Below are 25,660 nucleotides of genomic sequence, written 5' to 3' on the forward strand. Positions count from 1 at the left end.
ATCCATCTCGATCATCTTTTATTCTTGTCAGGAAAATGCTGAATGTCGCTCAATCGCTCGCATAAGAGCACTGCCCGCCTGGCAAAGCGTTTATCAAAACGTAGCAGAATGTTCGCACAGACGCCCCTGTTCGATGCCAAGTGGTATCTGCAGCACAATCCTGATGTCGCCGCGGCTGGTATAAATCCGCTGTTACACTATCTTGAATACGGCGCCTCCGAAGGTCGCGAGCCAGGTCCGCTATTCAGTAGCGCTTGGTACCTGGAGCAATATCCTGATGTTGTTGCGGCCGGCATGGGTGCCTTACAGCATTATATCGAACATGGGATAGATGAAGGGCGCGACCCGAACGGGTGGTTCGACACACTATGGTATTTTGATCATAACCCAGATGTCAAAATCGCAGGTATAAATGGTTATTTGCACTATTTGAAGCATGGAGCCAAAGAAGGGCGCAATCCCAGTCCTTTATTCTATACGGACTGGTATATTGACCAAAATCCTGATTTAGTGGCGATGGCGATCAATCCGCTTGTCCATTTCTTGACGTACGGTATCGCAGCAGGGTCGGCGCCAAGTCCATTCTTCTCGACAGAGAGGTTAGCCGATTATCATATAATCAAGCGGGCAGGCATCTTTGACCGCGAGTTTTATTTAGCGCGTTTTCCGGATGTTTCGCTTAATGGCTTTGATCCGTTGGTTCACTTCGTCCAGTGCGGCGCTTTCGAACGACGCGATCCACATCCCGACTTCGGCATCAGGCGCTACGTCGCCAAAAACCCGTCCGGTGGGCTGCCCGGCATCAATCCGTTAGTTCATTATATTCAGAGCGGGAACAAAGAAGGGCTGACGGTCGACCCAGCACCGCGCTTCTCCCAGAACCAAATGTTGTGGGCGCCACCACGTGGCCAAGCTTGGCGAAATAGCTTCGAGCGACGGTTAGGAGCACGTCTCTCGGCGCGCCGACGAGAGGTAGAAGGGTCGATTTTTGGCGGCACCGCTCCAACTTTTTCCATCATTACGACTGTCTATGACACCGCACCTGATTTTCTTTTTGACTTGGCCGATACTGTGGAGGCACAACTTTTCACGGATTTTGAATGGGTAATCCTCGACAACGGCTCAACCGACCTTGCAACGCGATCGGCAATCCAAGCAATTGCTGATCGTGATCCGCGCTTCCACTTATTCCGCACCGAACGGAATCTGCATATTATTGGTGGAAACCGCTTCGTGTTCGAACGTGCCATCGGTCACTATATCGTGCCGATCGATTCTGACGATTTGCTTTATCCGGACTCACTAGCGTTGATCGCTGACGTTCTGCGCAGCGATACCGCTAAGCCACCTGTGCTGATCTACAGCGACGAACAAAAGGTTGATGAAAGAGGCGAGCCACTGGAACTCATCTGGCGGTGCGATTACTCTATGTCACAAGCCATGCAAACCGCCCCGGCAGCGCATTTGCTTGTTTTTGCTCGCGCAGCCGGGGTGCAGGCAGAGGTATATAGCGATGATTACGCGCTCGGATCTCATGACTGGGATACATTACTTCGTCTTACCGAAAATGGCGCCGATGTCATTCATGTTCCCGAAGTACTTTATGGCTGGCGCGTCCATGCTCAATCAACCGCCGGTGATGCTGCTGCGAAGGATTACATCTTAGATTCTCAGCGTGAGGTAGTCCTTTCCAGCTTGCGGCGTCGAGGTTTGACTGATCGTTTCGAGATCGAACCCTTGTTTGCCGATGTGCCGGGCTGGTATCGTACAAAGCGTGTTTACAAGCAGTTACCAGAAATTGACCTCGATTTTGTAGTGCCGTTTGACGCGAACGACCTTGGCGCGACGGCACACAATGTGAGAAAGCTAAGTAAAACGTCGGCATGGCGTCGCGTAGTGTACCCGGTCACTCTAGAGGAAAAGATTGTACGATTGCGCACTACTGCGAGTATCGACAAGATTATCGATGAGTGGATCGCAGTCGAGACGCAATCTGAGCTTGTCGATGCTATCAACCAGGTCCGGCTAGGCAGCTTTGCCAAGGCGATAATTACATCAGTCGCTGAGCTTCAGAAGCCCGAAGCGTTGATAGAGGCGGTTGGAGTGCTCGAACTCGATCCTCGCGCCGGGATAATCGGTGGGCCGCTCGTTCATAAAGATGGAGGACTGCAAAATATCGGGCTGATGGCCGGGTTGGATGGGTTTGTCGGGACCCCATTCTATGGGTGGCCAATCGACTCTTGCCCACCGCATTTAATTAAAGTCCGTCGTCCTGTTGTGGCCTTCCCAGCTATGGGGCTTTGTATTAGGGCAGACCTCCTCCGTTCCGGAGCAAAGCTCAATGATGTCGACTATTGCGATGCGCAGGCTGGGCTGGAATTAAGCCTAGCCGGTGCACAACTGGGGTATACTACAATACTCGACGACTGCCTGAGTGCCGTGGTCTCACATGATCTGCGGCAGTTTGTCGGTTCCGGAACGCCATGGCGCAGCAAGATGGTTGCAGCGGGTCGAGACTTGCTGTCACGTCGGTGTTTCTCGACACACTTGACCTCAGTTGGGACGCGTTTCGGCAGCCTTGCCGATCAAACTGAGCCCGCATCGTCGCCAATGTTGGCGATAAGCCCGGCAATACCGCTGAATCTAGCAGTCAGCCCAGACCTTAGTACCCTCCCCTCCATTAATGTGCTGTTGCCCGCGGTGCGAAAGGAAAGTTTGTCAGGGGGCCCCAACACTGCGCTCAACATCGCATATCGGCTCGCGGCAATCGGTCACCGTGTTCGAATAATTGCGACCGATCTGCCACCAGGGTCCGATGTCGACGTCGTTTGGGAATTGATGATGAACCTCAGCGGGACTGCAGAGCGGTTGGCACATGTGGAAATCGTCGATGGGTCGGATCGTAGCCGTCCAATGATGATCGGCAGTAACGACATATTTTTTGCGACCGCATGGTGGACAGCGGTGATGGCGCACGTGGCTTCACCGCTCGTGGGTGACAAGCCCTTTCTTTATTTAATTCAGGATTTTGAACCACTCTTTTACGCCGCGTCGAGCCATTACGCGCTCGCGCTTGAAACTTACGATTTCCCACACATTCCCGTGATTAACACACATCTCCTCCGCGATTTTTTGATTGGAAACGCGATCGGTAGGTTTGCGCAATCCGCCCACGCAGAAGGCGCGTTAGCTTTTGAACCAGCACTTGATCGCGCGGTATTTTATCCGCCCAACCTGTCGCCACGGCCGCTGACTACGGTTAGGTCGAAATCGAAAGCCAAGAACCAACCTAGTTCACAGAAAAAGCGCCGACTGCTGTTCTACGCACGTCCTTCAATCGGTGCACGCAACTTGTTCGAGATTGGACTTGCAGCGTTAACTGCAGCTGTCGATCAACATATCTTCGATCCGGACACATGGGATATCATCGGGATGGGCGAGGAGTTTGTTCCACGCTCGCTCGGCCAAGGTGCTATGCTGGAATGTGCACCATGGCTCGGCTTTAATAGCTATGCGGAGCAAATGCGCGGCTCCGACATTCTACTATCATTGATGCTGTCTCCGCATCCTAGTTATCCGCCACTTGAGATGGCAAGTTGTGGCGGTATCGTCGTGACGAACAACTACGCCAACAAGACCGCTGATCGGCTTGCGGAGATATCGGCTAATATCATTGCTGCCGAACCGAACGTCTCCGCAATTGTTTCGGCGCTACAGAAGGCTGTGATGCGCTTGGATGATATGGAGGCGCGCCATACGGCCTCGAAGCTTGACCTGCCGGCAAGTTGGGATGAGGCGTTCGCCGAGATCATCCCCTCGATATCGCAACGCATGATTGAACAAGGGGTCAGCAACAATTTAGTTGACGGCAAACCTGTTGATGAACCCACTCGCCTGCGCTTGCCGTCAGCCGAGCCGGGAAGTGCGTATGCTGCCTTTCTTACAGCAGCCGCCGCGCGGCGCGCGCGGTTCAACGTGGGGATCGCCGATCCATGCCTATTTACCTTCGTGACAACCGTTTGGAACACAGCGCCGGCATATCTAGACGTGCTGGCAAAGAGTTTGGAGCGACAGCTAGGAGGTACGAATTTCAAGTGGTTCATCCTCGATAATGGATCCACCCGAGCCGACACACGCGACATGCTCGAACTGATCGCGCGCCGCCCATATGTCCAGTTAGACAGGGTTGAGGAGAATCTGGGCATTATAGCTGGTATGCGTTATTGTATTGAGCGGGCGGATGGCCGGTATATTCTGCCGCTCGATTCAGACGATTATCTTTTCCCTGACTGTGTCCGCACCCTTGCATGGTATGTACAGAAGCATGACTATCCCGCGCTGCTGTATACGGACGAGGACAAATTGGTCGGCGAACAATTGTCGATGCCGTTCCAAAAGCCGGATTTCGATCCAGTGCTTTTCTCAGTCCAGTGCTACATCGCACATCTCTGCGTAATTGATCGCGAGTTAGCCCTTGGCTTGGGCGCCTACTCGGATCGCCGACCAGAGGGCAGCCATGACTGGGATACGTTCACCCGTTTCCACAATGCTGGCTACGTACCGGTTCACGTTCCCCATATTCTCTATAGTTGGCGGCTGCATGCTCAATCGACAGCCGGGGGCAATATGGAAACCAAGCCGGTTGTATTCGATTCTCAGCGCGCCGTTCTTGAAAGGATGCGTGCTGGAATGTCCGTGGGAGATAAATTTTCACTTGAGCCGAGCCCGTTGTTCGGTCGGACGCCCGATTGGTGGTGGAAGCGCAAGCACATCGACAGTCGACCGATTACTACTATTGCAGTGCACACAGGAACGCGTTCATCGAAAGCGGTGAATCCGCGCATCGCAGATGGGATCGATCATCGTACCGTTGAGATGGCGATAGAAGATGGGCTCGCTAGGTTACAAAAACTTGTAGCAGAAGCTGTAGCGGATGCACGTCTTGTCCATTTGCTGTTTGCCGAAACATATCCGGATGATGACGAATGGGCATGGGAAGCGATCGGTCAACTTGAACTTCATCCCGATGGGGTGGCGGTTGGCGGACGATTACATGACAAAACAACCATAGTCGATGGCGGCCAATTTCTCGGCTTCGGGAGCGGTTGCGACTCACCGGACCGAGGACGCGCGATAGCAGATCCTGGCTATGCTGCCCAGTTATGGAAGCAGCGATCGGTCAGTGCGGTTTCTGTACAGCACGCCGTTTTTGACGCATCCTTTCTGAATGAGGCGCTGGAGCGGGCAATATTTTTCGATGCGCCGATCGCGCACCTTTCCGCCTGGATCGGCGGTTGCGCTGCGAAGACCGGGCGCCGAGTAATTTATTCACCATTTTTTAGCGCCCAAACCGATTTTGACCTAACCGATCAAGTTTCGCCGCGAGATAAAGGAGTATTCCTCTCGGCTCATGCCGAATTGATGCCAGAGCGTCGCTTACGATCACCCAACTTCGGCATTCGGTCCGCAGATGCTTATGAACCTTGCCTCGCCGCGTCCTATAGTGTTCCTAACGGCGTAGAACTGCCGAGTTACGGCGACCGGTCAATGCGCTATTCGAGGGCCACAGGGTCGGAGAAGCGCGGGAATGTGCCGACCTTTTCCATACTTACGACACTATATAGTCAAACTGACGATACTTTCTTTGCACGCACCGCAGCGAGCGTGATCGACCAAACGTTCATAGATTTCGAATGGGTGATTCTCGCACATGGCCCGGTTCCAGCGGCAGTCAATCGCATCCTTGACGAACTTGTCGCTGATGACAGAGTGCGCGTGCTCCGCCTCGCTGATAACCTTGGGATCGTTGGCGGGATGCGCTACGTATTAGAAGCTGCATACGGCCAATATATTGTACCGCTCGATGGCGACGATCTTCTGACGGTCAATGCGCTGGCTGCCTTTGCAACGGCTATACACGAAGCAAAAACTGCACCCGGCCTGCTTTACAGCGACGAAGATATCGTCATTGGGAACGCCATCCAGCTGCCCTATTGCCGTCCTAGCTGGGATCCGGTGCTTGACCTCGAAAATTCGTGGGTCTGGCACCTTGTCGCAATGGACCGCATGACGGCTTTAGAACTGAATGTTTATAGCGATGTCGGTGCCGAATATTGCCATGACTGGGACAGTGTTGATCGCTTAGCAGCAGCAGGGGTGCACTTCATCCATGTCCCGCAAGTTCTATGCCACTGGCGGCATCATGAGCGCAGCACATCCAATTCCGACGCTGCGAATACGGTGTCGTCCGCTTCGGTTCGCCATGTACTGACTCGCAAGATAGCACGACTTGGGATGGCAGATAAGGCTATTCCATCGCCCTATCCGATCTGGCGTGGGGCTGAAGAATGGTGGATCAAGCGATTGCCGGTCAATCTGCCACCCCTAATTGCGGTCACATCCTCCGCTGACGAAAGCCCGAGCGGCTTTAGCTCAATCATGCTAGACAACGCGTGCGATCTCGATGCGATTGCGACCATCGCTAAGGCCATGTCTTCCGACGCGATCGTCGCTCTACTTGATAACCATCTAGTGTTTGGCGACATCACAGCACTTGAAGTGGTGAAACTCTTCGATTTTGTCGACGATCTGGTTGTTGTTTGCGGCCCTATTATTGCCGACGCAAAAATACTGTCTGCTGGCGTTTCAATCGATTCATTTGGTCGGTTGAATGCGCCGCTTGACGGCCAAACTGAAAATTACGCCGGTCCCTATGCCTTAGCTCTAAAGCCACACTGCATTGCCGCCCCACCCTCGCAGGCCTTCTTTGTGCGTGCATCATTCCTTGTTCAAGCATTGGCAGCCGTCCCAGGACCCATCAGTAGATCCGAACTGGGATTGTGGTTAGGTGCTTATGCGGCAGCCAAGGGAAAACGCGTAGGCTATTCACCGCTGCTTCGATCCCACACAGAAAGAAACTTGTCGTCTGATTGGGACCCAATATCGACACAGCTTGCTTGGCAGTCATTTTGTACACAAGCGGGTTATTCTGCAACCGGCGGCGTACAGTCTGTTGGCGGATATGTGCCCGTACGCTGGAAACCATAACTGACAATTATAAGTAGACGGTACGAAGTTTAATGCCCGCCGCAGCGGACCAGTGGTCAGAAACGTTTTACCGTGTTCGTCCAAGCAGGCGGGTGGCCGCGTTTTTCTCACGAGTACACCAAGTCCCATAATCAGAACGCTCGAGCCGATTGCAGAAAGCCGATGGACAGACGCGCCAAGGTTGATTCTGACGCGCTCCCCTGATTGTTACCAGTCAGGGGCAGGGGCGGCCTCCTGCTCTTTCAAGATCGCGATGATCTGCTCTTCGCTGAACCTGCTGCGCTTCATCTTCGTCCGACTCCTTCGCGTCGGGCTCTACCCAAAATCGCTCACATTTCAGGAAGCACGTCAAAATCTATGCTTGACGTCGCAGCAAAATACCGCTGCCCCTCACGGATCTGACGAGGCGTGAAAAGTGTCACATCGGCGATGTCACAAACCCGAATTTCCGTATTACCTCGAAAGTGCGATACCACCTTTCGTATCAGTTGCTATTCTGGACGGTTTGTACCGCGCTGGTAACTGTCAGAATCGGCGAAAAAAGCTGACTGATGAGTTGGATCAACTTACTTGGCTGATTGGCTGCGGCATTTCCGAAATACAGCACATCCTTATCCTGCATTGTAAAACGCTGGGCCACGAAGTATGCGCCCGTTTTCATCATATTAAGATGGTATACGATCGGTACTTCTGTGCCCTCGCTATCGCGCACATAACGGAAGACAAATATCGCTGCGGGATTTCCAACGCCGGGATTGACACCACCAGAGGTTGCGACAGCTTCAGCGAGGGACACTGAAGAGCGGCTAAAGGGCACCTGCTCTACACGTCCAGGTGCACCTAAGACGGAATAAGTGCGAGGATTATTGATCAAAATCACCCGGTCGCCCGGATAGGCCCGAACGTCCAATGCAGGGTTGTCGACGAGGTCATTCACCCGAATATCAACAGTGTTACCAGCGCGTGTTACCCGCAGCGTTAAATCCTTGGCGCTTCCACGATAGCCACCAGCAAGGGCGACTACGTCGGATAAGGTTTCCCTATTAGTTTGTAGCACCAGGCGGCCCGGCTTCGCTACTTCGCCGCCAACAATGATCGAATTGGTGATGGCTTGGCTAAGGGTGATCAATACCTGTGGGTTCTGCGACATGCCCCGCAAGGAATTTCGGACCATCGATTCAACCTCACCAATCGTCAGCCCGGCCACATGGAGAGTGTCAGCATAAGGAATGGAGATATCACCCAAATCGTTGACGCGTGTTGGCGGCAGTTTTTGAACCTGTACGCCGGGCGTTGCCGCCGCTGCGCCGCCAGCGTTTCCTGAGAAGAGGGTAACCCCTGCTTCGTAAATACTAATGTCCAGTACATCGCCGGGTCCAACTCTATCGGTAGGTGGCGGGGCCATATCTGGCAACAAAGAGGCAGGCCTCATACTTACGCGTCCGTCGGGTAGGTCCGCCACACTGTTAATCTGGACGAGTTGGATCGAAGGCCCCTCCTGCGGTGACGTCGCTGATTTCACGATCTGTCCACCGGTGGGACCACTTGAAGGAAGAGTGGCGCAACCCGCCAAACTCGCTAATAGGCCTAGATAAGCAAAATTCTTGGCTTGCATCGATCATTGTCTCGGAGGGCTGAAGATGTGCTGGTGCCCTGCCTTAGCATCGTGAGCGAAGCAAGGACATCCTCTTGCAATTAAATCGTCGTCTTGATCCGGCTTGCACGCCAATCCATGTTGGCCTAGCGCAAGATCCTTGAGTTTCCAATAAGGCCCTGCAAAGATATATGAACGCTAACCCCTCGTTTCCGGTAGAGGCCGATGCATTGAGCAAGCGTGCCTCCTGGTCGCAATGGCTCAGAAAGCGGCGTTGGTTCCTCCTGATGGTCGCCCTGCCCACCTTGTTGGCAGCTCTCTACTACGGCCTGATCGCATCGGACATTTTCATCTCCGAATCTCGCTTCGTCATCAAAAGCCCGGACCAAAAACGGTCTCAGATGTCGACACTGGCCAATCTGATGCAGACGACGGGTATTTCCGGTGGGCAGGCGCAGACCAGCGAGGTGCTGACCTTTGTCCATTCTCGCGACGCGCTCCAGGCGCTAGAAAAAAAAATCGACATTCGCGATAAATATTCGACACCACAGGCTGATTTCATTAGCCGCTTTCCCTCGCCCTTTGCCGACAATAGCTTCGAAAACCTATTCAAGTATTACAGTCAAGTAGTCGATGCACGCATAGACATGGAAACGGGAACTGCTACGATCAAGGTAGAGGCCTTCACCCCGCAAGACGCCTATGTTATCAATCGCGAACTGCTCGACCTTAGCGAAGCGCTTGTTAATAGACTCAACAGTCGCGTGCAGAGCAAGGGCATCATTGAGGCGCAGAAACAAGTCGAACTGGCGACTCAGAGGGCTAAGAACGCACGGATCGCCTTATCACAATTTCGGAACACCCAGGAACTCATAGATCCGGCCAAGCAGGCAGGCGGCGTACTGGAGATCGCCAACACAATGATAGGTCAGCGCGCTGCGTTACAAGCGCAGCTTGACTCAATGGCGCGCCTGACACCCAACAACCCGTCGATCCCCGCCATTCGCAGCCGCATCAATGCTATTTCGGTGCAGATCGCTTCGCAAGACAGTCGCGTCGTGGGTAATAGTAGCGGAATTGCGTCTAAGCTAGGTGGTTACGAGGATCTCCTCGTGGAGCAGGAGTTCGCGACGGACAGCTTGACTGCTGCCAATGCCGCCCTTGTCCAGGCCCGGGCTGAATCACAGCGTCAGCAATTCTATCTTGAACGAATTGTCGATCCCAATATCCCCGACAAGCCGCTTTTACCCAAGCGCTTCCTGAATGTCCTCATCGTATTTGCGGCGGCCTTGTGCCTCTATTTCATTGCGTGGATGATCATGATCGGCGTCCTTGAACATGCACCGGAAGACTGAGTGTGGCAAAGAGCAGCCTGCATCGTTTGCAAAATAGTTGGGCCGTTCAGGTCCGCGTTATACATGCTTTGATGATTCGGGAATTGATCACCCGCTTTGGACGAGAAAATATTGGCTTCCTTTGGATCATGGCGGAGCCTCTGCTATTTGCCGGCCTAGTGGGACTTCTATGGCACTTCACTCATGGTGCCACAGAGCATGGAATCAGCGTAATTGCATTTGTAGCCACAGGCTATATTCCGATCACCTTGTTCCGGCATGGTGTGGCGCGCAGCATGGCTTGCTTCACGGTTAACCAGAGTTTGCTGTATCACCGCCAAATTAAGATGGTTGATTTCATCCTGGCGCGATTCATAATTGAAATACTCGGCGGAATGATGGCCTACCTTTTCATGGCCGTCGTTCTTATTGCTTTTGGCGCATTTCCTATTCCAGCAGATTTAGGCCTCCTGATCGCGGGGTGGTTGCTTTATGCTTATTTCTGCTTTGCCGTGTGTCTCATCATTGCTCCACTTTCGGAAATTTCTGAGGCCATGGAAAAATTCATTCCTGTCACAACCTATATCATGATCCCTTTTTCCGGCCTGTTTTATATGGTTTCGTGGGTTACGCCAGCTGCAAGAGAGTTTCTCCTTTTTTCACCCTTTGTTAACGGGATGGAGATGATGCGAAAGGGGATTTGGGGCGACGACGTCACGGCTTATTATTCCGTCTGGAATCCAATCATTTGCGCTACTATTGGGACTATGATTGGCTTTATCCTTTGTCGTCGCGTGCGTCGCACGTTTAATGTCGAATGATTATTTGTAACAACCTCACGAAGTATTATTCCCACGGTAGCAGGCAAAAGCTTGTTTTGGACGGTGTCAATTTAACTATCGACCGAGGCGACCGCGTTGGCCTTCTTGGCCGAAACGGCGCCGGAAAGACCACACTAATTAAATTGATCGGTGGGGTGGAAATGCCGACCTCCGGTAAGGTAATTCGACATATGTCGGTATCTTGGCCGCTGGGTTTTGCTGGTGGCTTCCAAGGTAGCCTGACCGGTTTCGACAACGCCCGCTTTGTCGCTCGCATATATAAGAGAGAATATGCGGAAGTTCGACGATTCGTGGAGGACTTTACTGAGTTGGGCAACCAGTTGCGTATGCCCTTGAAGACTTATTCTTCCGGTATGCGGGCGCGCCTAGCCTTCGCCCTATCCTTGGCTATCGAATTCGATTGTTATCTAATCGATGAAATCATTCTCGTTGGCGATCAAAACTTTCAACAAAAATGTCGGATTGAAATGTTTGAAAAGCGTCATGATAGGTCGATGTTGGTGGCATCACATAGTCCCGAATTCATCCAAACCTTTTGCAATAAGGCTATAATAATTCATCAAGGGAATGCCACTATGATTGACGATGTTAATGAGGCGGTCGAGCAATACGCCAGGCTATAATCAACCATTGGTCGGAAGGCTGAGCAACAAACTGCTTCAACGAATCGTCTTGGAAATTCGCTTAAGGGTGCCCTATCTAGACCGTGGACTCATAAGCACGTAGCCACAGCCGCATCGAAGCGAGGTGGACCATGGCGAGGAAGTTGGCGGCAAGCTTGTCATAACGAGTGGCGACACGGCGGAAGTGCTTCAGCTTGGATGACGTGCTGTCCTGAAATGTGACCGATTTTGAGTAGAGTCCGACGCGAAGGAGTCGGACGAAGATGAAGCGCAGCAGGTTCGGCGAAGAGCAGATCATCGCGATCTTGAAGAGCAGGAGGCCGGGATGGCGACGGCGGACGTGTGTCGCCGCCACGGGATCAGTTCGGCAACGGTCTACAAGTGGAAGTCAAAGTGTGGCGGCCTGGAGGCGTCCGAGGCCAGGCGACTGCGCGCTCGAAGACGAGAACGCGAAGCTGAAGAAGCTGCTGGCCGAGGCGATGCTGGACAATTGTCTCGGTCGCTCCCGAGGCGGGCTTACGACCAAAATCCACGTGGTCGTCGATGCGCAAGGGCTCCCGATCCGGCTCGGCCTGCCAGCGGGACAGGCGCATGACGGACAGATCGCCGATAAGCTGCTCGATCAACTCCGGCCGCACACCATCGTGCTGGCCGACAAGGCCTTCTATGCCGACCGCATCCGCGCGCTGATCGAAGATCAGGGCGCCACGCCCAACATCCCGCCCGAAACTAACCTGCGCTGGAAGCCGTGCTTCAGCAAGCGCCTTTACCGCGAGCGGAACTTGATTGAGCGGTTCTTCTCCAAGCTGGAGCACTTCCGCCATGTCGCCACCCGCTATGACAAGCTTGCCGCCAACTTCCTTGCCATGGTCCACCTCGCTTCGATGCGGCTGTGGCTACGTGCTTATGAGTCTACGGCCTAGTATATGCCTTCCGGAGCATCACTGTCGTTTCAAGATTCAGCGCGCGACAACAGACGTCCGCGTAATTCTCCGCCAGCCTTTCGCAGCGCCGTTCCTCAACCAGATCAATGCGTTGCCAGCGCACACAATTCCGGCACGCTGCTGATCCCCAGTCGCTGGTAGGCGCGCTTTCGGTAGGTCATGACGCTCGTTTTCGCGATACCCAGATCCAGCGCTGTCGCCTCGACCGACATGCCGGCGGTTGCGCGGGCGCAGACTTGCCGCTCGCGCCGTGTCAGATTTGGGAAGAGGTGCCGCAGTCGGCTTTCGATGTGCTGGACGGAGGAGAAGCAGGAAAGGGCGCGCCTGCGGTTGAGAGGCAGCATCGGCAGCGCCAAGCGGGCGAGGCCGACCAGTGCATCCAGCTCGCCGTCCGTAAAGAGGCCGGTGGAGCGATGGCGCGCGACATTGATGACGCGCCAGGCCTGTGGTCCGCGCTGGATGATCGAGACGCGCTCAACGATGCCGGCTTGATCGAAGAAGCGCCTGCGGAACTCATTGGAGCTGATGTCCGGCGGCCGGATGCGCTGGATGGCAAGGTCGCTCACGCATGGCGCTGCGCTATAGGCGTCGCATACCGGGTCGATATTGTGATAATGCTGGCTGTAGGCCGGCAGCATTGCTTCCACGCGTGGCTCGCCGAAGAAATATTGCAGTTCGCTGGTTTCTCTGCCCGTCGCCTCGAACAAGTAAATTCTGCGCGCCCCACCGGTGACCGTCATCACCGAATCATGGACGGCGGTGCCGAACTGGTCGGTCCCGGCGGTTTCCAGCAAGCGTTCATAGATGGCACCCATGGAGACGGGGGCGCGCCATTCCTCGATCTTGCGGATGTAGGACATTCAGCTCTCCTGCCGCCTCTGGGATTATACCCCCTCAGTCGCGACTCCACGCCTCTTGAACACCTTCATGGCGATCAACGCAATCGCTGCCGCGATGGCCGGCACCGCAAAGGAGGCCAGAATGGTGGTCTCCGCAATGCCCGCCTCGAGCTGCGCGCCAATCAGGACCGGCGCCGCGACCGTTCCGATGCGGCCGACACTCTTGGCCCATCCGATACCGGTCGATCGCAGGCGCGGCGGGTAGAAGCTGGCGAGGATGACATTCACGCCGCCATAAGCGCCGAGGGCAAAGAAGCCGCATGCCGCGAGCACGAGTTGAAGGATCAAGGCCGAGGACGCGCCCACAATCTGGCGGGCCACGAAGAAGAACGCTGCTGCGATGAGCAGGGACGAGACGAGAACGCGATAGGCGCCGTAGCGGTCGATCAAAAGCCCCATGCAGAGCGCCGCAGCGATGCCGCCGAAGGAAAAAATGGAGAGCGCCAAGGCTGCGAAGGCCGGCGCATAGCCGAGGCGGACGAGCAGAACCGGCAGCCACGAGCTGAGGCAGTAGCTGATGGTCAGCATGGCAATGAAGACGAGCCATAGCATCAGCGTGCCCAGCCGATAGTCGGGCGCCAGAAGGTTCAAGGGGGTGGCCCTGGGTTGGGGCGCGTGGCTTTGCGATGCTGTGTCCTCGGCATCCCGCAGAACCATGATGGTGATGACTGATGTCGCGAGGCAGAGCAGTCCCACGGCGCCCATCGCCACGCGCCAGCCGCCTAGTCCGGTAAAGGCGATGGCGACGATGCCCGCGATGGTGGCGCCGAGGCCGTAGCCGGTGAACAGGAAGGTGATCGCCAGGCCGCGGCGTTCGAGGGGGGCGGCTGCGGTGACGATCGCCAGGCAACTCGGCAGACAGCCACCCAATAGGACGCCGGTTATTAGCCGCATCCAGAACAACTGCTCGCCACTGTTCGCCAGACCCGTCAAGGCCTGAGCGGCGCCAAAGCCGGCGAGGGTCAGCCCCACCGTCCACCGGTCGCCAAATCTCGCGGCCAGCGGAGGAAGCGCAATCAGGCCGATGCACTGGCCGATCAGGTTGGCCGAAAAGATCGGACCGAGATCGGCATCGCCAAGGCCGAGCATCGGCGCGAATTCGGGAGCGAGCGGCCCCATGATCGTGTGGACCAGCCCGTCCAGAAAATAGACCATCGCGCAGATCGACACGATCAGAAGCGTCGAGACTTTTGCGCCAGGCTGTGGGAGCGTTGCGGGTGAAATCAGAAGGTTCCCGACAGTCGCACGCCATAGGTCCGTGGCGGGCGCAGCGACGTCGCGACCACACCAATGGTCGAATAGGCCGGGTTTGGCGCCACATTGTTGACGACGACGTCATCCTCGATGTTGTTGACGAATGCGCTGATGCTCAGGCCCTTGCCTTCGAACGCATAGGTCAGCACCGCGTCAGTCCGGGTCGAACCGCCAACGCGCGTTTCCGGCGTGTAGGCCAGATCCAGCTCGCGCGGCCCTTCATAGCGGCTGAAGATGTTCGCGATGATGCGGTCGCCCGATCCGACCGTGAAACTTTGTTCCAGCGAGGCGGCGACCACCCATTCAGGCGACTTGAGCGCGCGAAGCCCGCTGCAATCGACCGTCGTGCCGGAGGTGCGGCATTGTGAGGTCGGGCCGGGGGTCGAAACCGAGTTGTAGACGAGCTGTTTCACCCGCGCATCCAGCCATTGGGCCTGCAACCCGATCCGGGTGGACGGAGTGACCAGCAGTTCTGCTTCGGCTTCTACGCCCTTGGTGCGAACCTGGCCGATATTCTCCGTCACCAGAACCACGGCCGGGGGAATGAGCTTCACATAGCCAAGCTGCTGGTCCTTATAGTCCAGCAGGAATGCCTCCACATTGAATTGCAGGCGGTTGTCGAGGAAGCGGTTCTTCGTGCCGATGGTATAGGCGGTAACCTTTTCCGGCTCGAAGCTGTTGGCGCCCGGTGGGCCGAGGAAGAAGCCGCCCGCTTTGAAACCGGTGCCGACATTGGCGTAGACCAGCGAGCGCGGTCCCGCGTCAAACTCGAGGCCGGCGCGCCAGGTGACGGCTTCGAACGTCAGCGATCGGTCGACGACAAATGCCGGCGCGCCGACCGGAACGAGCGGGATGACGGGGTCCGGCCCGGGGGCATTGCGGATGGTGTACCGCTCGCTGTCGCTGGTCTTGCGTTCCCAGGTGTAGCGCAGGCCCCCGGTCACGCGGAATGCGGGCACGATCGCAAAGGTCAACTGGCCAAAGCCGGCGGCGGTCTTGCCCGATGTGTCGATGATCTGATCGCTATAGGTGAGGGCGGCCGCGCTTTCCGTATTGGAGCGGGCGGTGACATGCGTGTCGAGATAATAGCCCCCGACGAGCCAGCCAAAGCGATTGCCCGATGGCGAGGCGAACCGCGCTTCCATCGAAATCTGCTCGGGCTGCTGCTGCTCAATGATCTGGAAGCCGGTCTGGGCGCTGTTGTAGCTTAGCCTGGATGTCCGATAAGCGGGGATCAGCGTCAGCGTGCCGGCATCGGTCTCGACATTCACATTCGCGAGCAGCCCATAATAATCGCTGTCGATGAACGAATTGTCGGTCTGCCGCGCGAGTGGGGCAAATGCCGCATCTTGCTGGGAAAGGCTGGTGCGTGGGTCGCCGAAATAGCAGATGTCCGGTCCGCAGCGCTTGCGCACGGTCGAGCCGCCGCCGCGGCCACCCTGATGGGTATAATCTCCGACGATGTCGATGGTGACGGCGCTGCTCGGCTGGAGCCGATAGGAGAGTCGAACGGCCTGACCGCGCTCGTCGTCGAGCCCGTCCGAGAAGAAGCCATCGCGTTGCAGGATTTGGAATGCGGCGCGGAAGGCGCTGTTCTCGCCGACCGGAAGGTTGACAGCGCCGGACGCGGCAACCCGCGCATAATTGCCGACTTCAAAATTGAGTTGCGCGCCACGCTCACCGATGCGGGCGTGCTGCGGCAGGATGTTGATAGCGCCGCCCGTCGCGTTGCGGCCATATAATGTGCCCTGCGGGCCTTTGAGCACCTCGACGCGCTCAAGATCATAGAACAGGCCCTGCACCGCCGTGGGACTGGCAAGATACACGCCTGAGAAATTGACGGCGATGGCCGGGTCGGAGAAGGCATTGCCCCCAAAGTTGCTGACGCCCCGGACCGTCAGGACGGTATAGGGTCCGGTTCCTGCCGTGACCTGCAGCGCAGGAGCCACCTGGGTCAGCGCCGCTGCCGTGGTCACGCCTCGCGTCGTCAGATTTTCGCCGGAAAGGACGGTGACAGAGACGGCCGCGCGCTGCAGATTCTCTTCCCGCCGTTGCGCCGTGACGACGATATCCTCAAGCCCTGCCGCAGCGTCCTGCCGCGCGGACGGCACAACCGCCCGATCGGCAGTGTCGGTTTGCGCGTGCGCGAGTGCGGGCATGATGCTCAGGGCTGTGCCCGATAACAGCGCGAGTAGCCGGCTCGACATACAATCTCCCTTTGTTTCTGTTTATTCTTGTGACGTAGCGGCTCTGCGGGCCGAAATATGTCCTTCATCCGAAGGACAGGCGGCCTCATGATTTGAGGCCGAACCTTGCCCGGGCTTCCTCGACCGTCGCGGGCTTTGCGCCATAGAGCGCCGCGATCTGCGCGGCGGCGCGCACCATGTCGGTATTGTCCCGCGCTATGGAGCCGTCCGGCATGTACAGGCTGTCTTCCAGGCCGACGCGCACGAGATCGCACCCCATGGCGATGCCCAGGGTGACGAAGCGGAACATGTCCTGCCCGGTGGCGGTGACACCGACGATGGCCTTGGGGAAAAGCCGCAGGCCCTCATCGATCGAGAAGATCACATTGCGGGCGATCGCCGGCGTTGCCCCGAAGCCACCGCCGTGGAGCAGCCACATATTGTCCCGATCACGATCGAAAATGCCCTCATTGGCATAGCGCAGCAGGCGATGGAGGGCGCTGGCTTCCACCACCTCATATTCAAGTGCCGAGCCGCGTTCATAGACCGCCTTGATCGTGCTCTTGAGCAGTTCGGGCGAATTCACATAGGGCGTTTCGCCCGGATAATTGCCGCCCGGATTGTAGAAATCCGCCGAGCCCGCGGCGATGCCGAACAAGTCCTGCGACGGCTCAATGGAGAGAATACCGAGCCGCTCCTTGTCCGATGGCCAGTGCAATTGCCCGGTTAGCTTGTCCCGGCGAACGCCAATGCCGTTGGTGGTCTGCACAAGGATCGGCGAACGGGCGCGAATTTCGCGGATCGCCTCGGCATAGATCGCGGGATCACCGCTGTTCATGCCATCGGGGCCGCGTGCGTGGAAATGGACCATCGCCGCGCCCGCCTCGTAGCAACGCGCGGCCGCTTCGCCGATCTCGACCGGCTGCTTGGGCACCACCGCTCCATCGCGGTCCTGCTGCATTCCGCCGTTGATCGCGACTGTAATTATGACCTTGTTGTCAGCCAGCATTCCGCTCTTCTCCAGATGATGTCTGGAGCAATATGGAAGCGCCGCCGCGCCGTCTGTCCTTCGGATGAAGGACAGGATCAGGGCGATGAGCCGGGACCAACCAGTACGTTCGCTACCCCAGTGTCCCGCCCTGATCTCCCCGCGCTCGCGATTTCCGGTTGGCTTTGGCGCGTTTCATTGCATAACGCGCATCATGTCGCGAGAACCGGAATTATCCGCTGGCAAGGCGCCCGAGCGCACGCCTTTTGGCAGGCTGATCAACAGTCTTCTTGCGACCGCGCAAATGTCCAGCGCACGGCAGATCGATGCCGAGCTGGATCTTGCCAATCTCGATCGGCGGCTGCTGTCGTTGATCGGTCGCCGGGGCAAGGTGACCTTCACGCAGATTGCGCGCCTCTCTGGCATTCAGCGTGCGCAGATCAGTCGGTCGCTGGCGCATCTGACCGCCAAGGGCCTCGTCCACCGCCCCGACGTGCGCTCCAAGGCGGAGTTCACCGAAAAGGGCCGGGCGGTCTACGAGGAGATTCTGGCGGTTGCCATTGCTCGCAATGTGGAGGTCTGCGGCGGGCTCGATGCGCCGACGCGGGACTTTTTCATCCGCGCGACCCGCTTCATGATCGACGAGGCGGCGGCGATGCTCGACGCGGAAATCCAGCTGTCCGGCGGGACACAGGAGCTGGGAGCCGAGCGCAAGTCGGAGCGGCGCCCCAATGAGCGGAACGAGCCGGGCATTGCCGATGCGCGCGTCCATGTGATGGTTCTGCCGCCGTTGACGACGCTGGCCTCCTATCTCAACCGCACCGCCACCCTGCTGGCCAAGCGGGTCGGAGCGATTTCATCTTTTGAGGCGGATATGCTGGTGCTGATCGGCAAGAACGAGCCGATGACCCAGCTCAGCCTGACGCGCACGACGGGGGCCAGCAAGAGCCAGATCGTGCGCGCGTTGACGCGCATCGAGAGCATCGGGCTGGTCAACCGCACGAAAGTGCATGGCCGCCGCGATATCCTGCTCGATCTTTCGGCGGAGGGGCGCGGTTTGTGGCGCCTGCTGACCACGGCAGAGGCTGATCGCGACGCGCGGTTGCTCGGGGTTCTGGAGCCGGGAGAAGAGGCCCGCTATCGCGCCGTTCTCACCTTGCTGATGGAAAATGCCCGCGCGATGGCGCGCGGCTGATCGATCGATCAACCGGTCCCCGGCGATCGTTCGGCGGTATTCAAATCAACAACAGCATTAGGCAGAAACGCGTCGCGCAGATGTGCGTGACGTGCTGATTCTGGCTGGAATGCCGCTGGTTTCTGGGAAACTGTTTTGGCTGTTCGAGACCTCGTCAAGCTATCTGCCTAAACGGATGATCCATTTCGTTATCAAAATCAACAAAACTCTTGTGCATCGATAATTGGCCTGCAATACCCCTCCCTGCTTCGGTCACCGACAAGGTGCGGGGCCGGAAGCCAGAGGTTTCCATCTAGGGGAGGTTACATGCAGATCGTTCGACGGGCGCCCTTGCGGCGCAATGGATTGCTATTGGCTGGCGCCGCGTTGATGGGGGCGGGCGGCGTCTCTCCGGTTTCCGCGCAAGACGTTGATAATGACGATGAGGACAAGACCTCCGTCATCCATGACATCGTCGTCACCGCCGAGCGGCGCGCGATGAACCTGCAGGATACCCCGCTCTCGATCGTCGCCGTGAACGAAGAAATGGTGGAAGCCCGCGGCATCGAGGATCTGGAGGATCTGGCCAACCAGACACCCAATCTCAGCATCGCCCCGCAGCGCGGCGGCAGCACATCCACCCCCTCCTTCACGATCCGCGGCATCGGCGGCGGCGGTGGCGCACTCGGCGAGCGCGGCGTGGGCCTGTATATCGACGGCATCTACATGCCGCGCACCGCCGGCTCGGTTCTCAAAGTGATCGATATCGACCGGATCGAGGTGCTGCGCGGCCCGCAGGGCACGCTGTTCGGCCGCAACTCCACGGGCGGTGCGGTGCGTTACTTCACCAAGCAGCCGCGCCTCGGCGAGACGGAAGGCTATGCGCAGGTGACGGCCGGCAATTATGACCGGGCGGATATCGTCAGCGCGATCAATATTCCCATCGGCGATACGCTGGCCGTGCGCGCGCAGGGCGCCTATCTGCATCAGGGCGGATGGGTGCAGCGCGGTACCGAGAAGAACGGCGCGTCCACGGACTATGTCGGGCGCGTGCAGGCGTTGTACGAACCCAATGACCGCTTCAGTGCCACGCTGGGTTTTCTCTACACCGATTCCCGCGCCAACGGGTCGCCGATCGTCACCGAGGAGCTCGATCTGCGACCGGGCATCGAGCCCGCCCCGGGCTTTGTCGGCATTCAGGGCAATTATGGCGACTGGCTCAACGATGCCTTCAAGTCCGTCGGTCAGGCGCCGATTGCGCCTTATAACGATCCGCGCGTGGTGACCGGCGACAAATATCGCCAGCACGACATCTGCCTGCTCGATGATTTCAATCCCGACTTCGGCGAAGAGTGCGTGCAGCGGAACACGTCGGTCTATTGGCAGGCCGATCTGCGAATGTCCTACGAGCTGTCCGATGATGTGACCCTGTCCTCGACCTCGGGCTTGTCGAAGCTCGATTTCAACGGGGTGATCGATTATCAGCAGTTGGGCACGGAAAATCGCAAGCTCGATACCGGGTCGAGGGTTTTCTATCAGGAACTGCAGCTCAACGCGGCGCCGTTCGGTGGCGCGCTCGATGTCGTCGGTGGCCTCAATTATTTCTACGAAAAGTCGGATGAGCAGGGCCTAACCATTACCCGCAAGGGCACCAGCGTCTATCCGAACAGCCCTAACGGCAATGCCGATGGCGGCCTGGTCCGCCGGCAGGACGCCGACACGACGCAGGTGGCCAACTCTTTCGGTGCCTTCGTCAGCGCGACCTGGCACGTGACCGACCGGCTCAATTTTACGGGCGGCCTGCGCTATGCGTATGACCGCAAGCGGATCGAATCGATCGAATATGCCTCGTCGGACTTCACACCGGCGCCCGGCACAACATCGACCTTCGTCGACAGTTCGCGACATTGGCAGCAGGTCGATTATCGCGCGACCATCGACTACAAGATTACGCCGGATATCCTCGCTTATGCGACGATTTCCAAGGCGTACAAGGCCGGCCTCTATAGCTTCTCGATCGCCGACAACATTCCCGGCCCGGCGCAGAGCGGCGACGGCGTGCCGACCGTGCCGCCCGAGACCGTCCGTAACTATGAAGTCGGCCTGCGTATGGCGCTCTTCAACCGGGCGTTCATCGTCAATCCGACCGTCTTCTACATGCAATGGGGCAACCGGCAGTCAGCGCGTCGCGTGACCTGCACGACGGGGCCGTCCTGCCCGCTGGGGTTCAACCTTCAGGTTGTCGACGCCGGCGACATCGACGTTTACGGACTTGAACTGGATAGCCGCCTGCGCCTCTCGCGGAACTTCTCGCTCGATGCCAGCGGCTCGCTGACCGGCGTCAAGCTCGATCCGGTTCGTAATGGCGGACCCTTCCTCTTCCCGGATATCCCGCGCAAGCAATTGAGCCTCGGCGGAACGCTCAACGTGCCGGCCGAATTCGGCGAGTTCACGGTCAACATGAACTGGAGCTACACCGACGACCAGGCCACGCTGAACCTCGACAACCCAGATTCGAAGTACCAGCTTCCGGCCTATAGCCTCGTTAACGCCCGCATTCGCTTCATGCCGAAGAATGTGCCGGTGGTGATCTCGGTCTTCGCGAATAATCTGTTCGACAAGACGTATGCGACGGGCGCCACCCGCTTCGGCGGCGCGTATTTCGACAGCTTCACGCCCACCGGCGTCGGCGCGCCGCCGCGCAACATGCTCTCGGTGGTGCGCGGAAAGCCGCGCATGATCGGCGCGTCGATCCGCTACGACTTCTGACGGGGGCGGGTGCCCGGCACCCGCTACAACATTGCGGCGGGCGGATCGGACACCGATCCGCCCGTTTTTCTTGAGACTGGTTTTCCATTGCGCGGGCGGTGCAGGGTGGCTGGCCCCCCAGCGGGGGACCTCATAAAGATTTTGAAGACTGGCCCGGCCGGCCGCGCGTCACCGCTTGGAGTTAAAGCCCCAGCACCTTGGCGATTTTGGCGCGGATGTCCTCGGGTGCATTCAGCTTGCCCACCGTGCCTTCCGGCAGGGCGCCGGCCTCGATCCACCAGCCGATGACCGCAACTTCATCCGGGGTGAGCGGCGTGCGGCCGTTCTTGGGCATGAAGTCCTTATGATCGGCGGGCAGGGTGATGCGGCGATACAGGTCGCTGCGCTGCTTCTCGCCCGGATCGATCACCGCGCCGCTCTCGCCGCCTTCCATCAGGCTCTTATAGGTTGCCATGGAGAGGGCGCCGCGGCGCTTGTCATCATTGTGGCAGGAGGCGCAGCGCGTCTGCAGGGTGGGGTGGACCACATCGAGGAAGATGTCCGCATCGGCAACATTGGTCACCGGAGGCCGGCCACCGGGGCCAGAGCGCAGCGGGCCGGGCGCGAATTCGGTGAGGTAGGTCGGGCCGTGCGTCAGATTGCCGCCGAAATGGCCGGTGGCCACGAGCAGCCCGCCCGTGACAAGGCAGGCAAGCGGCCAGCCTCGGTCATAGATGTTCGGGAATTCTCGCTGCCAGGCCCAGACCAGCAGCGCGCTGGCTGCCAGCAGCACGCCGCTCCAGCGGTGCCAGTTGACCGCCTCGCCGGTGAAGCCGGGCTCGCTCGCGTGCATATAGCCCAATGTCACCGTGAGGAAGGCGCAGAGCGCGCCGATCAACCATGTCGCCGAGACAGCAGGACGCAGGGCGGCGAAGCGCGGCCAGCGCGTCGCGATCTCCAGTCCGATCGCCAGCATCAGGATGCCGATCGGCAGGTGCAGCACGAGAACGTGGAAGCGGCCGAGGAAGAAGATGAAGTCCTGCACGAAAATCCCCCGAATGATGCGGTCCGCTGTGTCCGGACGATGTCAGTTGATGCCGCAGGATTGCCCGGTACGCGTGCAGACCTGCTCGATCAGCTTCATAGACTCCGGCTTCGGCTCTGCGGCGGTCGTCGCCAGGAACACGCCCTTCGCCCAGGTGTAGGGCGTGCGGCCCTCGGCATCCCGAATGTCGAAGCGCGCGCCCTTGCTCGCCAGATAGGCCAGGATCTTGTTCGATCCGCGATTGGCAGCCCCATGAACGGCGGCCAGCCCCATGGCATTCGTCGCGTTCAGATCCTGCCCGAACCGCTCGTGGCAGAGCCGCACGGCCTCAAGCAGCTTGTCCTCGCCCTCGTCGAAGGTCTGGAAGAACACCCAGTTGATGCCGGCAGCGGCCATGAGCGGCGTGGTGCCGTTGTTCGTCGTGATATTGGGGTCGGCGCCCTTGCTGGCGAGCAGCTTCATGGCGTCCACATCGCCGGAGAGGGCGGCGCGCAGAAACGCCGTCTGCCCCGTGAAATCGACCCAGGACAGGGAGCCAGCCGTCAGCAGCCAGAAGCGGGTCGGCGGATAGCGCGTCACCCGCGCATTGGGGTTGGCGCCCTTGTTGAGCAGCGCGCCGATGAACTTGAGCGCACGGGGACGATCCACGCCCTTTTGTTTGGCGGTGTCGGTATCCAGCTCCATGTTGCGCACGTCGACAGCGGCCCAGAGCGGCGTGCGGCCGTACCAATCGGCGGCGTTGGGATTGGCGCCCTTGTCCAGCAGATATTGGGCGACCGGCACATTGTCATTGAGCACCGCCACGAGCAGCGGGCGCGCATCATTGGCCTCGGGCTGCTCGATCTTCGCCCCGGCCTCGACCAGCGCCTTGGCCATCTCTACCGTGCCCTCGCGGGCGGCGAGGTGGAGCGGGGTGATCTTGCCGGGCCACTCGGCGCGCGAGCCCTCGGGCGGCACGCCGCCGCGCACGATGCCGTCGCCATGCGAGCCGCCGCCTTCGCCGGGTGCACGGAACGCGGGCTTCCTGCCCAGCTTCGTGGCGGCGTTGACGTTGGCGCCGGCCTCGATGAGCGCCTGCACCGCCTCCACGCTGCCGCCGCGCACCGCGAGCATCAGCGGGGTCTGGCCATAGGCCTTGTCGGTGAAATTGGGGTTCGCGCCGGCCGCCAGCAGCGCCTTGACGTTGGCGCCGTCGCCCTCGCCTGCGGCAATCATGAGCGCGGTCTGGCCGGTGTGGGAGAGGGTGTCCACAGGCGCGCCGGCCCTGAGCAGGCGGCGCAGCACAGCGGAGGCGCCAAATTCGGCGGCCACATGCAAGGGCGTCAGGCCATATTCGTTCGCGAGCCCCGCATTGGCGCCAAGATCAAGCAGGCGGTCGACATCGTCCGCGAGGTTGCGCCGCGCCAGCCAGTGCAGCGCGGGCGTGCCGTCCGGCGAGCGCGCATCGAGATTGGCGCCGCTGTCGACCAGCTCGTACATGCGCTTGAGCTGATTGTCACGTGCCGCCGAGGCCATCTGCACGCCCAGCTCCTGCGCCTTGGCCGGCGGCAGCACCGGCCGCTGCGGACGCAGCAGCAGGAAGGCGACAAGGGCGAGCGCCAGGAGCGCCAGGCCTGCCAGCGCGATGCGTTTGCTTGTGGCCGGCATCAGATGTCGATCGTGCCGTCGCTGTCGCCGAAGCTTTCCACCGGTGCGCCCGCCTTTTGCAGGATGGAGAGCAGCAGGTTGGAGAGCGGACGATCCTTGCCGACGCCGCCGCTGATGTGGCGCTTGCCGGCGATCTTGCCCGAGCCGCCGCCCGCGAGGACGATCGGCAGGGGGCCGTGATTATGGACGTTGGAATCGCTCATCCCACTGCCCCACATCAGGATGCTGTTGTCGAGCAGCGAGCCATTGCCATCGGGCGTGCTGGCCATCTTGTCGAGCAGATAGCCGAACATGGAGACGTGATAGGCATTGAGCTGCGCCAGCCGGTCCTTGTTGGCCGGGACGTTGCTGTGGTGCGAGAGCGGATGGAAGCTCTCCATCACGCCGCTGCCCGGGTAGATGCGGTTGCTGTTCTCGACCGCCAGCATCAACGTGGAAATGCGGGTCAGCTCGGTCTGCCAGGCCAGAACCTGCAGATCGAACATCATCTTGATGTGCGTCTCGAAATCCTCGGGAATGCCGATCGGCTTTTCCGGCACCACGATATCGTGGCTGGTCTGTGCCTGGGTGAGTTCCAGCCGCCGTTCGACCTCGCGCACGTCGGTCAGATACTGGTCGAGCCGCCGCCGGTCCTCGGCCGGCAGATCGGCCGAGAGCTTGCGCGTCTGGTCGGTCACCGTGTCCAGCATGCTGCGCGATTCACTCCAGATCGCGGCGCGTTCCTCCGGCGTGCCACCGGCGCCGAACAAGCGCTCGAACAGCAGTTGCGGGTTGCGCTGGATCGGCAGCGGTGTGTTGGCGTCCTGCCAGCTGATCGTATCGCGATAGGCGCAGCTCCACCCTTCACCGCAGATTGCCGAGGGCTCCTCGATACCGAGTTCGAGCGAGGGCAGGGGCGTATCCTGGCCGAGATGCTTGGCGGCGACCTGGTCCGCCGTCATGCCGAGCTTGTTCACATTCTTGGTCATCGCCGTACCGGAGAGGTAGACGGCGGAGGAACTGCTATGATTGGCCGCGGCCGAGGCATCCTGCGTGTAGGCGAGCGGCAGGGTCAGATCGCTGATGACGTTGATCTTGTCGTGAAAGGCCGCAAGCGGGCGCAGCGTGGGCGACAGCTCGAAGCCGGCGCCCAGCGTCGCCGGGCGGAACCTGTCCATCACCGCGCCATGGGGCACATAGAAGAAGCCCAGCCGCGTCCGCGCCGGTGGCAGCCCGGACGATGCGGCGGGTATCATCGATTCCAGGAAGGGGAGCGCAAGACAGGCGCCGGCCCCGCGAAGCACGGTCCGGCGCGAAAGCGATTTGCGGGTAAGGTAGGTCATCGACGTCTCCAGA

Annotated in this window: 14 protein-coding genes and 2 pseudogenes; 7 read left to right on the plus strand and 9 right to left on the minus strand. The window is 58.9% G+C overall.

Annotation, left to right across the window (positions count from 1 at the left end; genetic code table 11):
• Nucleotides 1-294: 294 nt before the first annotated feature.
• Complete coding sequence (locus M2343_RS15510; RefSeq protein WP_264603903.1) at nucleotides 295-7,047, plus strand: glycosyltransferase; 6,753 nt, start codon at nucleotides 295-297, stop codon at nucleotides 7,045-7,047.
• A gap of 484 nt (nucleotides 7,048-7,531) precedes the next feature.
• Here the strand turns inward: M2343_RS15510 and M2343_RS15515 are convergent, their stop codons facing one another.
• On the minus strand, nucleotides 7,532-8,479 hold the full coding sequence (locus M2343_RS15515; RefSeq protein WP_264577320.1) for a polysaccharide biosynthesis/export family protein: 948 nt from the start codon (nucleotides 8,477-8,479) through the stop codon (nucleotides 7,532-7,534).
• A gap of 353 nt (nucleotides 8,480-8,832) precedes the next feature.
• On the opposite strand from M2343_RS15515, the gene M2343_RS15520 reads away from it, so the two are divergent.
• The 3 genes from M2343_RS15520 to M2343_RS15530 all read left to right on the plus strand — a co-directional run bounded on the left by M2343_RS15520 (nucleotide 8,833) and on the right by M2343_RS15530 (nucleotide 11,440).
• Complete coding sequence (locus M2343_RS15520) at nucleotides 8,833-9,996, plus strand: capsule biosynthesis protein (RefSeq protein WP_264577321.1); 1,164 nt, start codon at nucleotides 8,833-8,835, stop codon at nucleotides 9,994-9,996.
• Nucleotides 9,997-10,067: 71 nt separating this feature from the next.
• Nucleotides 10,068-10,796 carry an ABC transporter permease gene (locus M2343_RS15525; protein WP_264577587.1) on the plus strand — a complete coding sequence of 243 codons (729 nt, stop codon included), beginning with the start codon at nucleotides 10,068-10,070 and terminating at the stop codon, nucleotides 10,794-10,796.
• Nucleotides 10,793-11,440 (plus strand): ABC transporter ATP-binding protein, encoded by a 648-nt coding sequence (locus M2343_RS15530; protein ID WP_264577322.1) that lies wholly within the window; start codon nucleotides 10,793-10,795, stop codon nucleotides 11,438-11,440. The genes M2343_RS15525 and M2343_RS15530 overlap by 4 nt, the downstream gene beginning before the upstream one ends.
• Nucleotides 11,441-11,516: 76 nt before the next feature.
• Here the strand turns inward: M2343_RS15530 and M2343_RS15535 are convergent.
• Nucleotides 11,517-11,639: pseudogene (locus M2343_RS15535) on the minus strand (IS5/IS1182 family transposase); the annotation flags it as partial.
• A 64-nt stretch (nucleotides 11,640-11,703) separates the two neighbouring features.
• Between M2343_RS15535 and M2343_RS15540 the strand changes: the two are divergent.
• Nucleotides 11,704-12,363 (plus strand): annotated as a pseudogene (locus M2343_RS15540) (IS5 family transposase).
• Between the two features lie 104 nt (nucleotides 12,364-12,467).
• Here M2343_RS15540 and M2343_RS15545 read toward each other — a convergent pair.
• The 4 genes from M2343_RS15545 to M2343_RS15560 all read right to left on the minus strand — a co-directional run bounded on the left by M2343_RS15545 (nucleotide 12,468) and on the right by M2343_RS15560 (nucleotide 17,732).
• Nucleotides 12,468-13,244: a helix-turn-helix transcriptional regulator gene (locus M2343_RS15545; RefSeq protein ID WP_264577323.1), complete on the minus strand. Its 777-nt coding sequence runs from the start codon at nucleotides 13,242-13,244 to the stop codon at nucleotides 12,468-12,470.
• A 24-nt stretch (nucleotides 13,245-13,268) separates the two neighbouring features.
• Nucleotides 13,269-14,438, minus strand: a complete 1,170-nt coding sequence (locus tag M2343_RS15550; protein ID WP_264577324.1) for an MFS transporter — start codon at nucleotides 14,436-14,438, stop codon at nucleotides 13,269-13,271.
• 68 nt (nucleotides 14,439-14,506) lie between these two features.
• Complete coding sequence (locus tag M2343_RS15555; protein ID WP_264577325.1) at nucleotides 14,507-16,744, minus strand: TonB-dependent receptor; 2,238 nt, start codon at nucleotides 16,742-16,744, stop codon at nucleotides 14,507-14,509.
• 85 nt (nucleotides 16,745-16,829) lie between these two features.
• Nucleotides 16,830-17,732 carry a 3-keto-5-aminohexanoate cleavage protein gene (locus tag M2343_RS15560; RefSeq protein WP_264577326.1) on the minus strand — a complete coding sequence of 301 codons (903 nt, stop codon included), beginning with the start codon at nucleotides 17,730-17,732 and terminating at the stop codon, nucleotides 16,830-16,832.
• Nucleotides 17,733-18,015: 283 nt separating this feature from the next.
• Between M2343_RS15560 and M2343_RS15565 the strand changes: the two genes are divergently transcribed.
• Entirely contained in the window at nucleotides 18,016-18,906 is an 891-nt protein-coding gene (locus tag M2343_RS15565) for a MarR family winged helix-turn-helix transcriptional regulator (RefSeq protein WP_264577327.1), read from the plus strand.
• Nucleotides 18,907-19,212: 306 nt separating this feature from the next.
• Complete coding sequence (locus tag M2343_RS15570; RefSeq protein ID WP_264577328.1) at nucleotides 19,213-21,654, plus strand: TonB-dependent receptor; 2,442 nt, start codon at nucleotides 19,213-19,215, stop codon at nucleotides 21,652-21,654.
• Between the two features lie 181 nt (nucleotides 21,655-21,835).
• Here M2343_RS15570 and M2343_RS15575 read toward each other — a convergent pair whose 3' ends face one another.
• Genes M2343_RS15575 through M2343_RS15585 form a run of 3 tightly spaced genes read right to left on the minus strand, consistent with a single transcriptional unit; the run spans nucleotide 21,836 to nucleotide 25,647 of the window.
• Nucleotides 21,836-22,678, minus strand: a complete 843-nt coding sequence (locus M2343_RS15575) for a c-type cytochrome domain-containing protein (protein WP_181560657.1) — start codon at nucleotides 22,676-22,678, stop codon at nucleotides 21,836-21,838.
• 42 nt (nucleotides 22,679-22,720) lie between these two features.
• Nucleotides 22,721-24,325, minus strand: a complete 1,605-nt coding sequence (locus M2343_RS15580; protein ID WP_264577329.1) for an ankyrin repeat domain-containing protein — start codon at nucleotides 24,323-24,325, stop codon at nucleotides 22,721-22,723.
• On the minus strand, nucleotides 24,325-25,647 hold the full coding sequence (locus M2343_RS15585; protein WP_181560655.1) for a DUF1552 domain-containing protein: 1,323 nt from the start codon (nucleotides 25,645-25,647) through the stop codon (nucleotides 24,325-24,327). The genes M2343_RS15580 and M2343_RS15585 overlap by 1 nt, the downstream gene beginning before the upstream one ends.
• Nucleotides 25,648-25,660 lie beyond the last annotated feature (13 nt).

It is taken from the genome of Sphingobium sp. B8D3B, from assembly GCF_025961875.1.
GTDB lineage: Bacteria > Pseudomonadota > Alphaproteobacteria > Sphingomonadales > Sphingomonadaceae > Sphingobium.

Coding starts and splice junctions, on each gene's coding strand:
- M2343_RS15560 (WP_264577326.1), bottom strand. CDS start 17,732: ATGCTGGCTGACAACAAGGTCATAATTACAGTCGCGATCAACGGCGGA.
- M2343_RS15510 (WP_264603903.1), top strand. CDS start 295: ATGGGTGCCTTACAGCATTATATCGAACATGGGATAGATGAAGGGCGC.
- M2343_RS15580 (WP_264577329.1), bottom strand. CDS start 24,325: ATGCCGGCCACAAGCAAACGCATCGCGCTGGCAGGCCTGGCGCTCCTG.
- M2343_RS15565 (WP_264577327.1), top strand. CDS start 18,016: ATGTCCAGCGCACGGCAGATCGATGCCGAGCTGGATCTTGCCAATCTC.
- M2343_RS15550 (WP_264577324.1), bottom strand. CDS start 14,438: ATGGTCTATTTTCTGGACGGGCTGGTCCACACGATCATGGGGCCGCTC.
- M2343_RS15585 (WP_181560655.1), bottom strand. CDS start 25,647: ATGACCTACCTTACCCGCAAATCGCTTTCGCGCCGGACCGTGCTTCGC.
- M2343_RS15555 (WP_264577325.1), bottom strand. CDS start 16,744: ATGTCGAGCCGGCTACTCGCGCTGTTATCGGGCACAGCCCTGAGCATC.
- M2343_RS15530 (WP_264577322.1), top strand. CDS start 10,793: ATGATTATTTGTAACAACCTCACGAAGTATTATTCCCACGGTAGCAGG.
- M2343_RS15525 (WP_264577587.1), top strand. CDS start 10,068: ATGATTCGGGAATTGATCACCCGCTTTGGACGAGAAAATATTGGCTTC.
- M2343_RS15515 (WP_264577320.1), bottom strand. CDS start 8,479: ATGAGGCCTGCCTCTTTGTTGCCAGATATGGCCCCGCCACCTACCGAT.
- M2343_RS15545 (WP_264577323.1), bottom strand. CDS start 13,244: ATGTCCTACATCCGCAAGATCGAGGAATGGCGCGCCCCCGTCTCCATG.
- M2343_RS15570 (WP_264577328.1), top strand. CDS start 19,213: ATGCAGATCGTTCGACGGGCGCCCTTGCGGCGCAATGGATTGCTATTG.
- M2343_RS15520 (WP_264577321.1), top strand. CDS start 8,833: ATGAACGCTAACCCCTCGTTTCCGGTAGAGGCCGATGCATTGAGCAAG.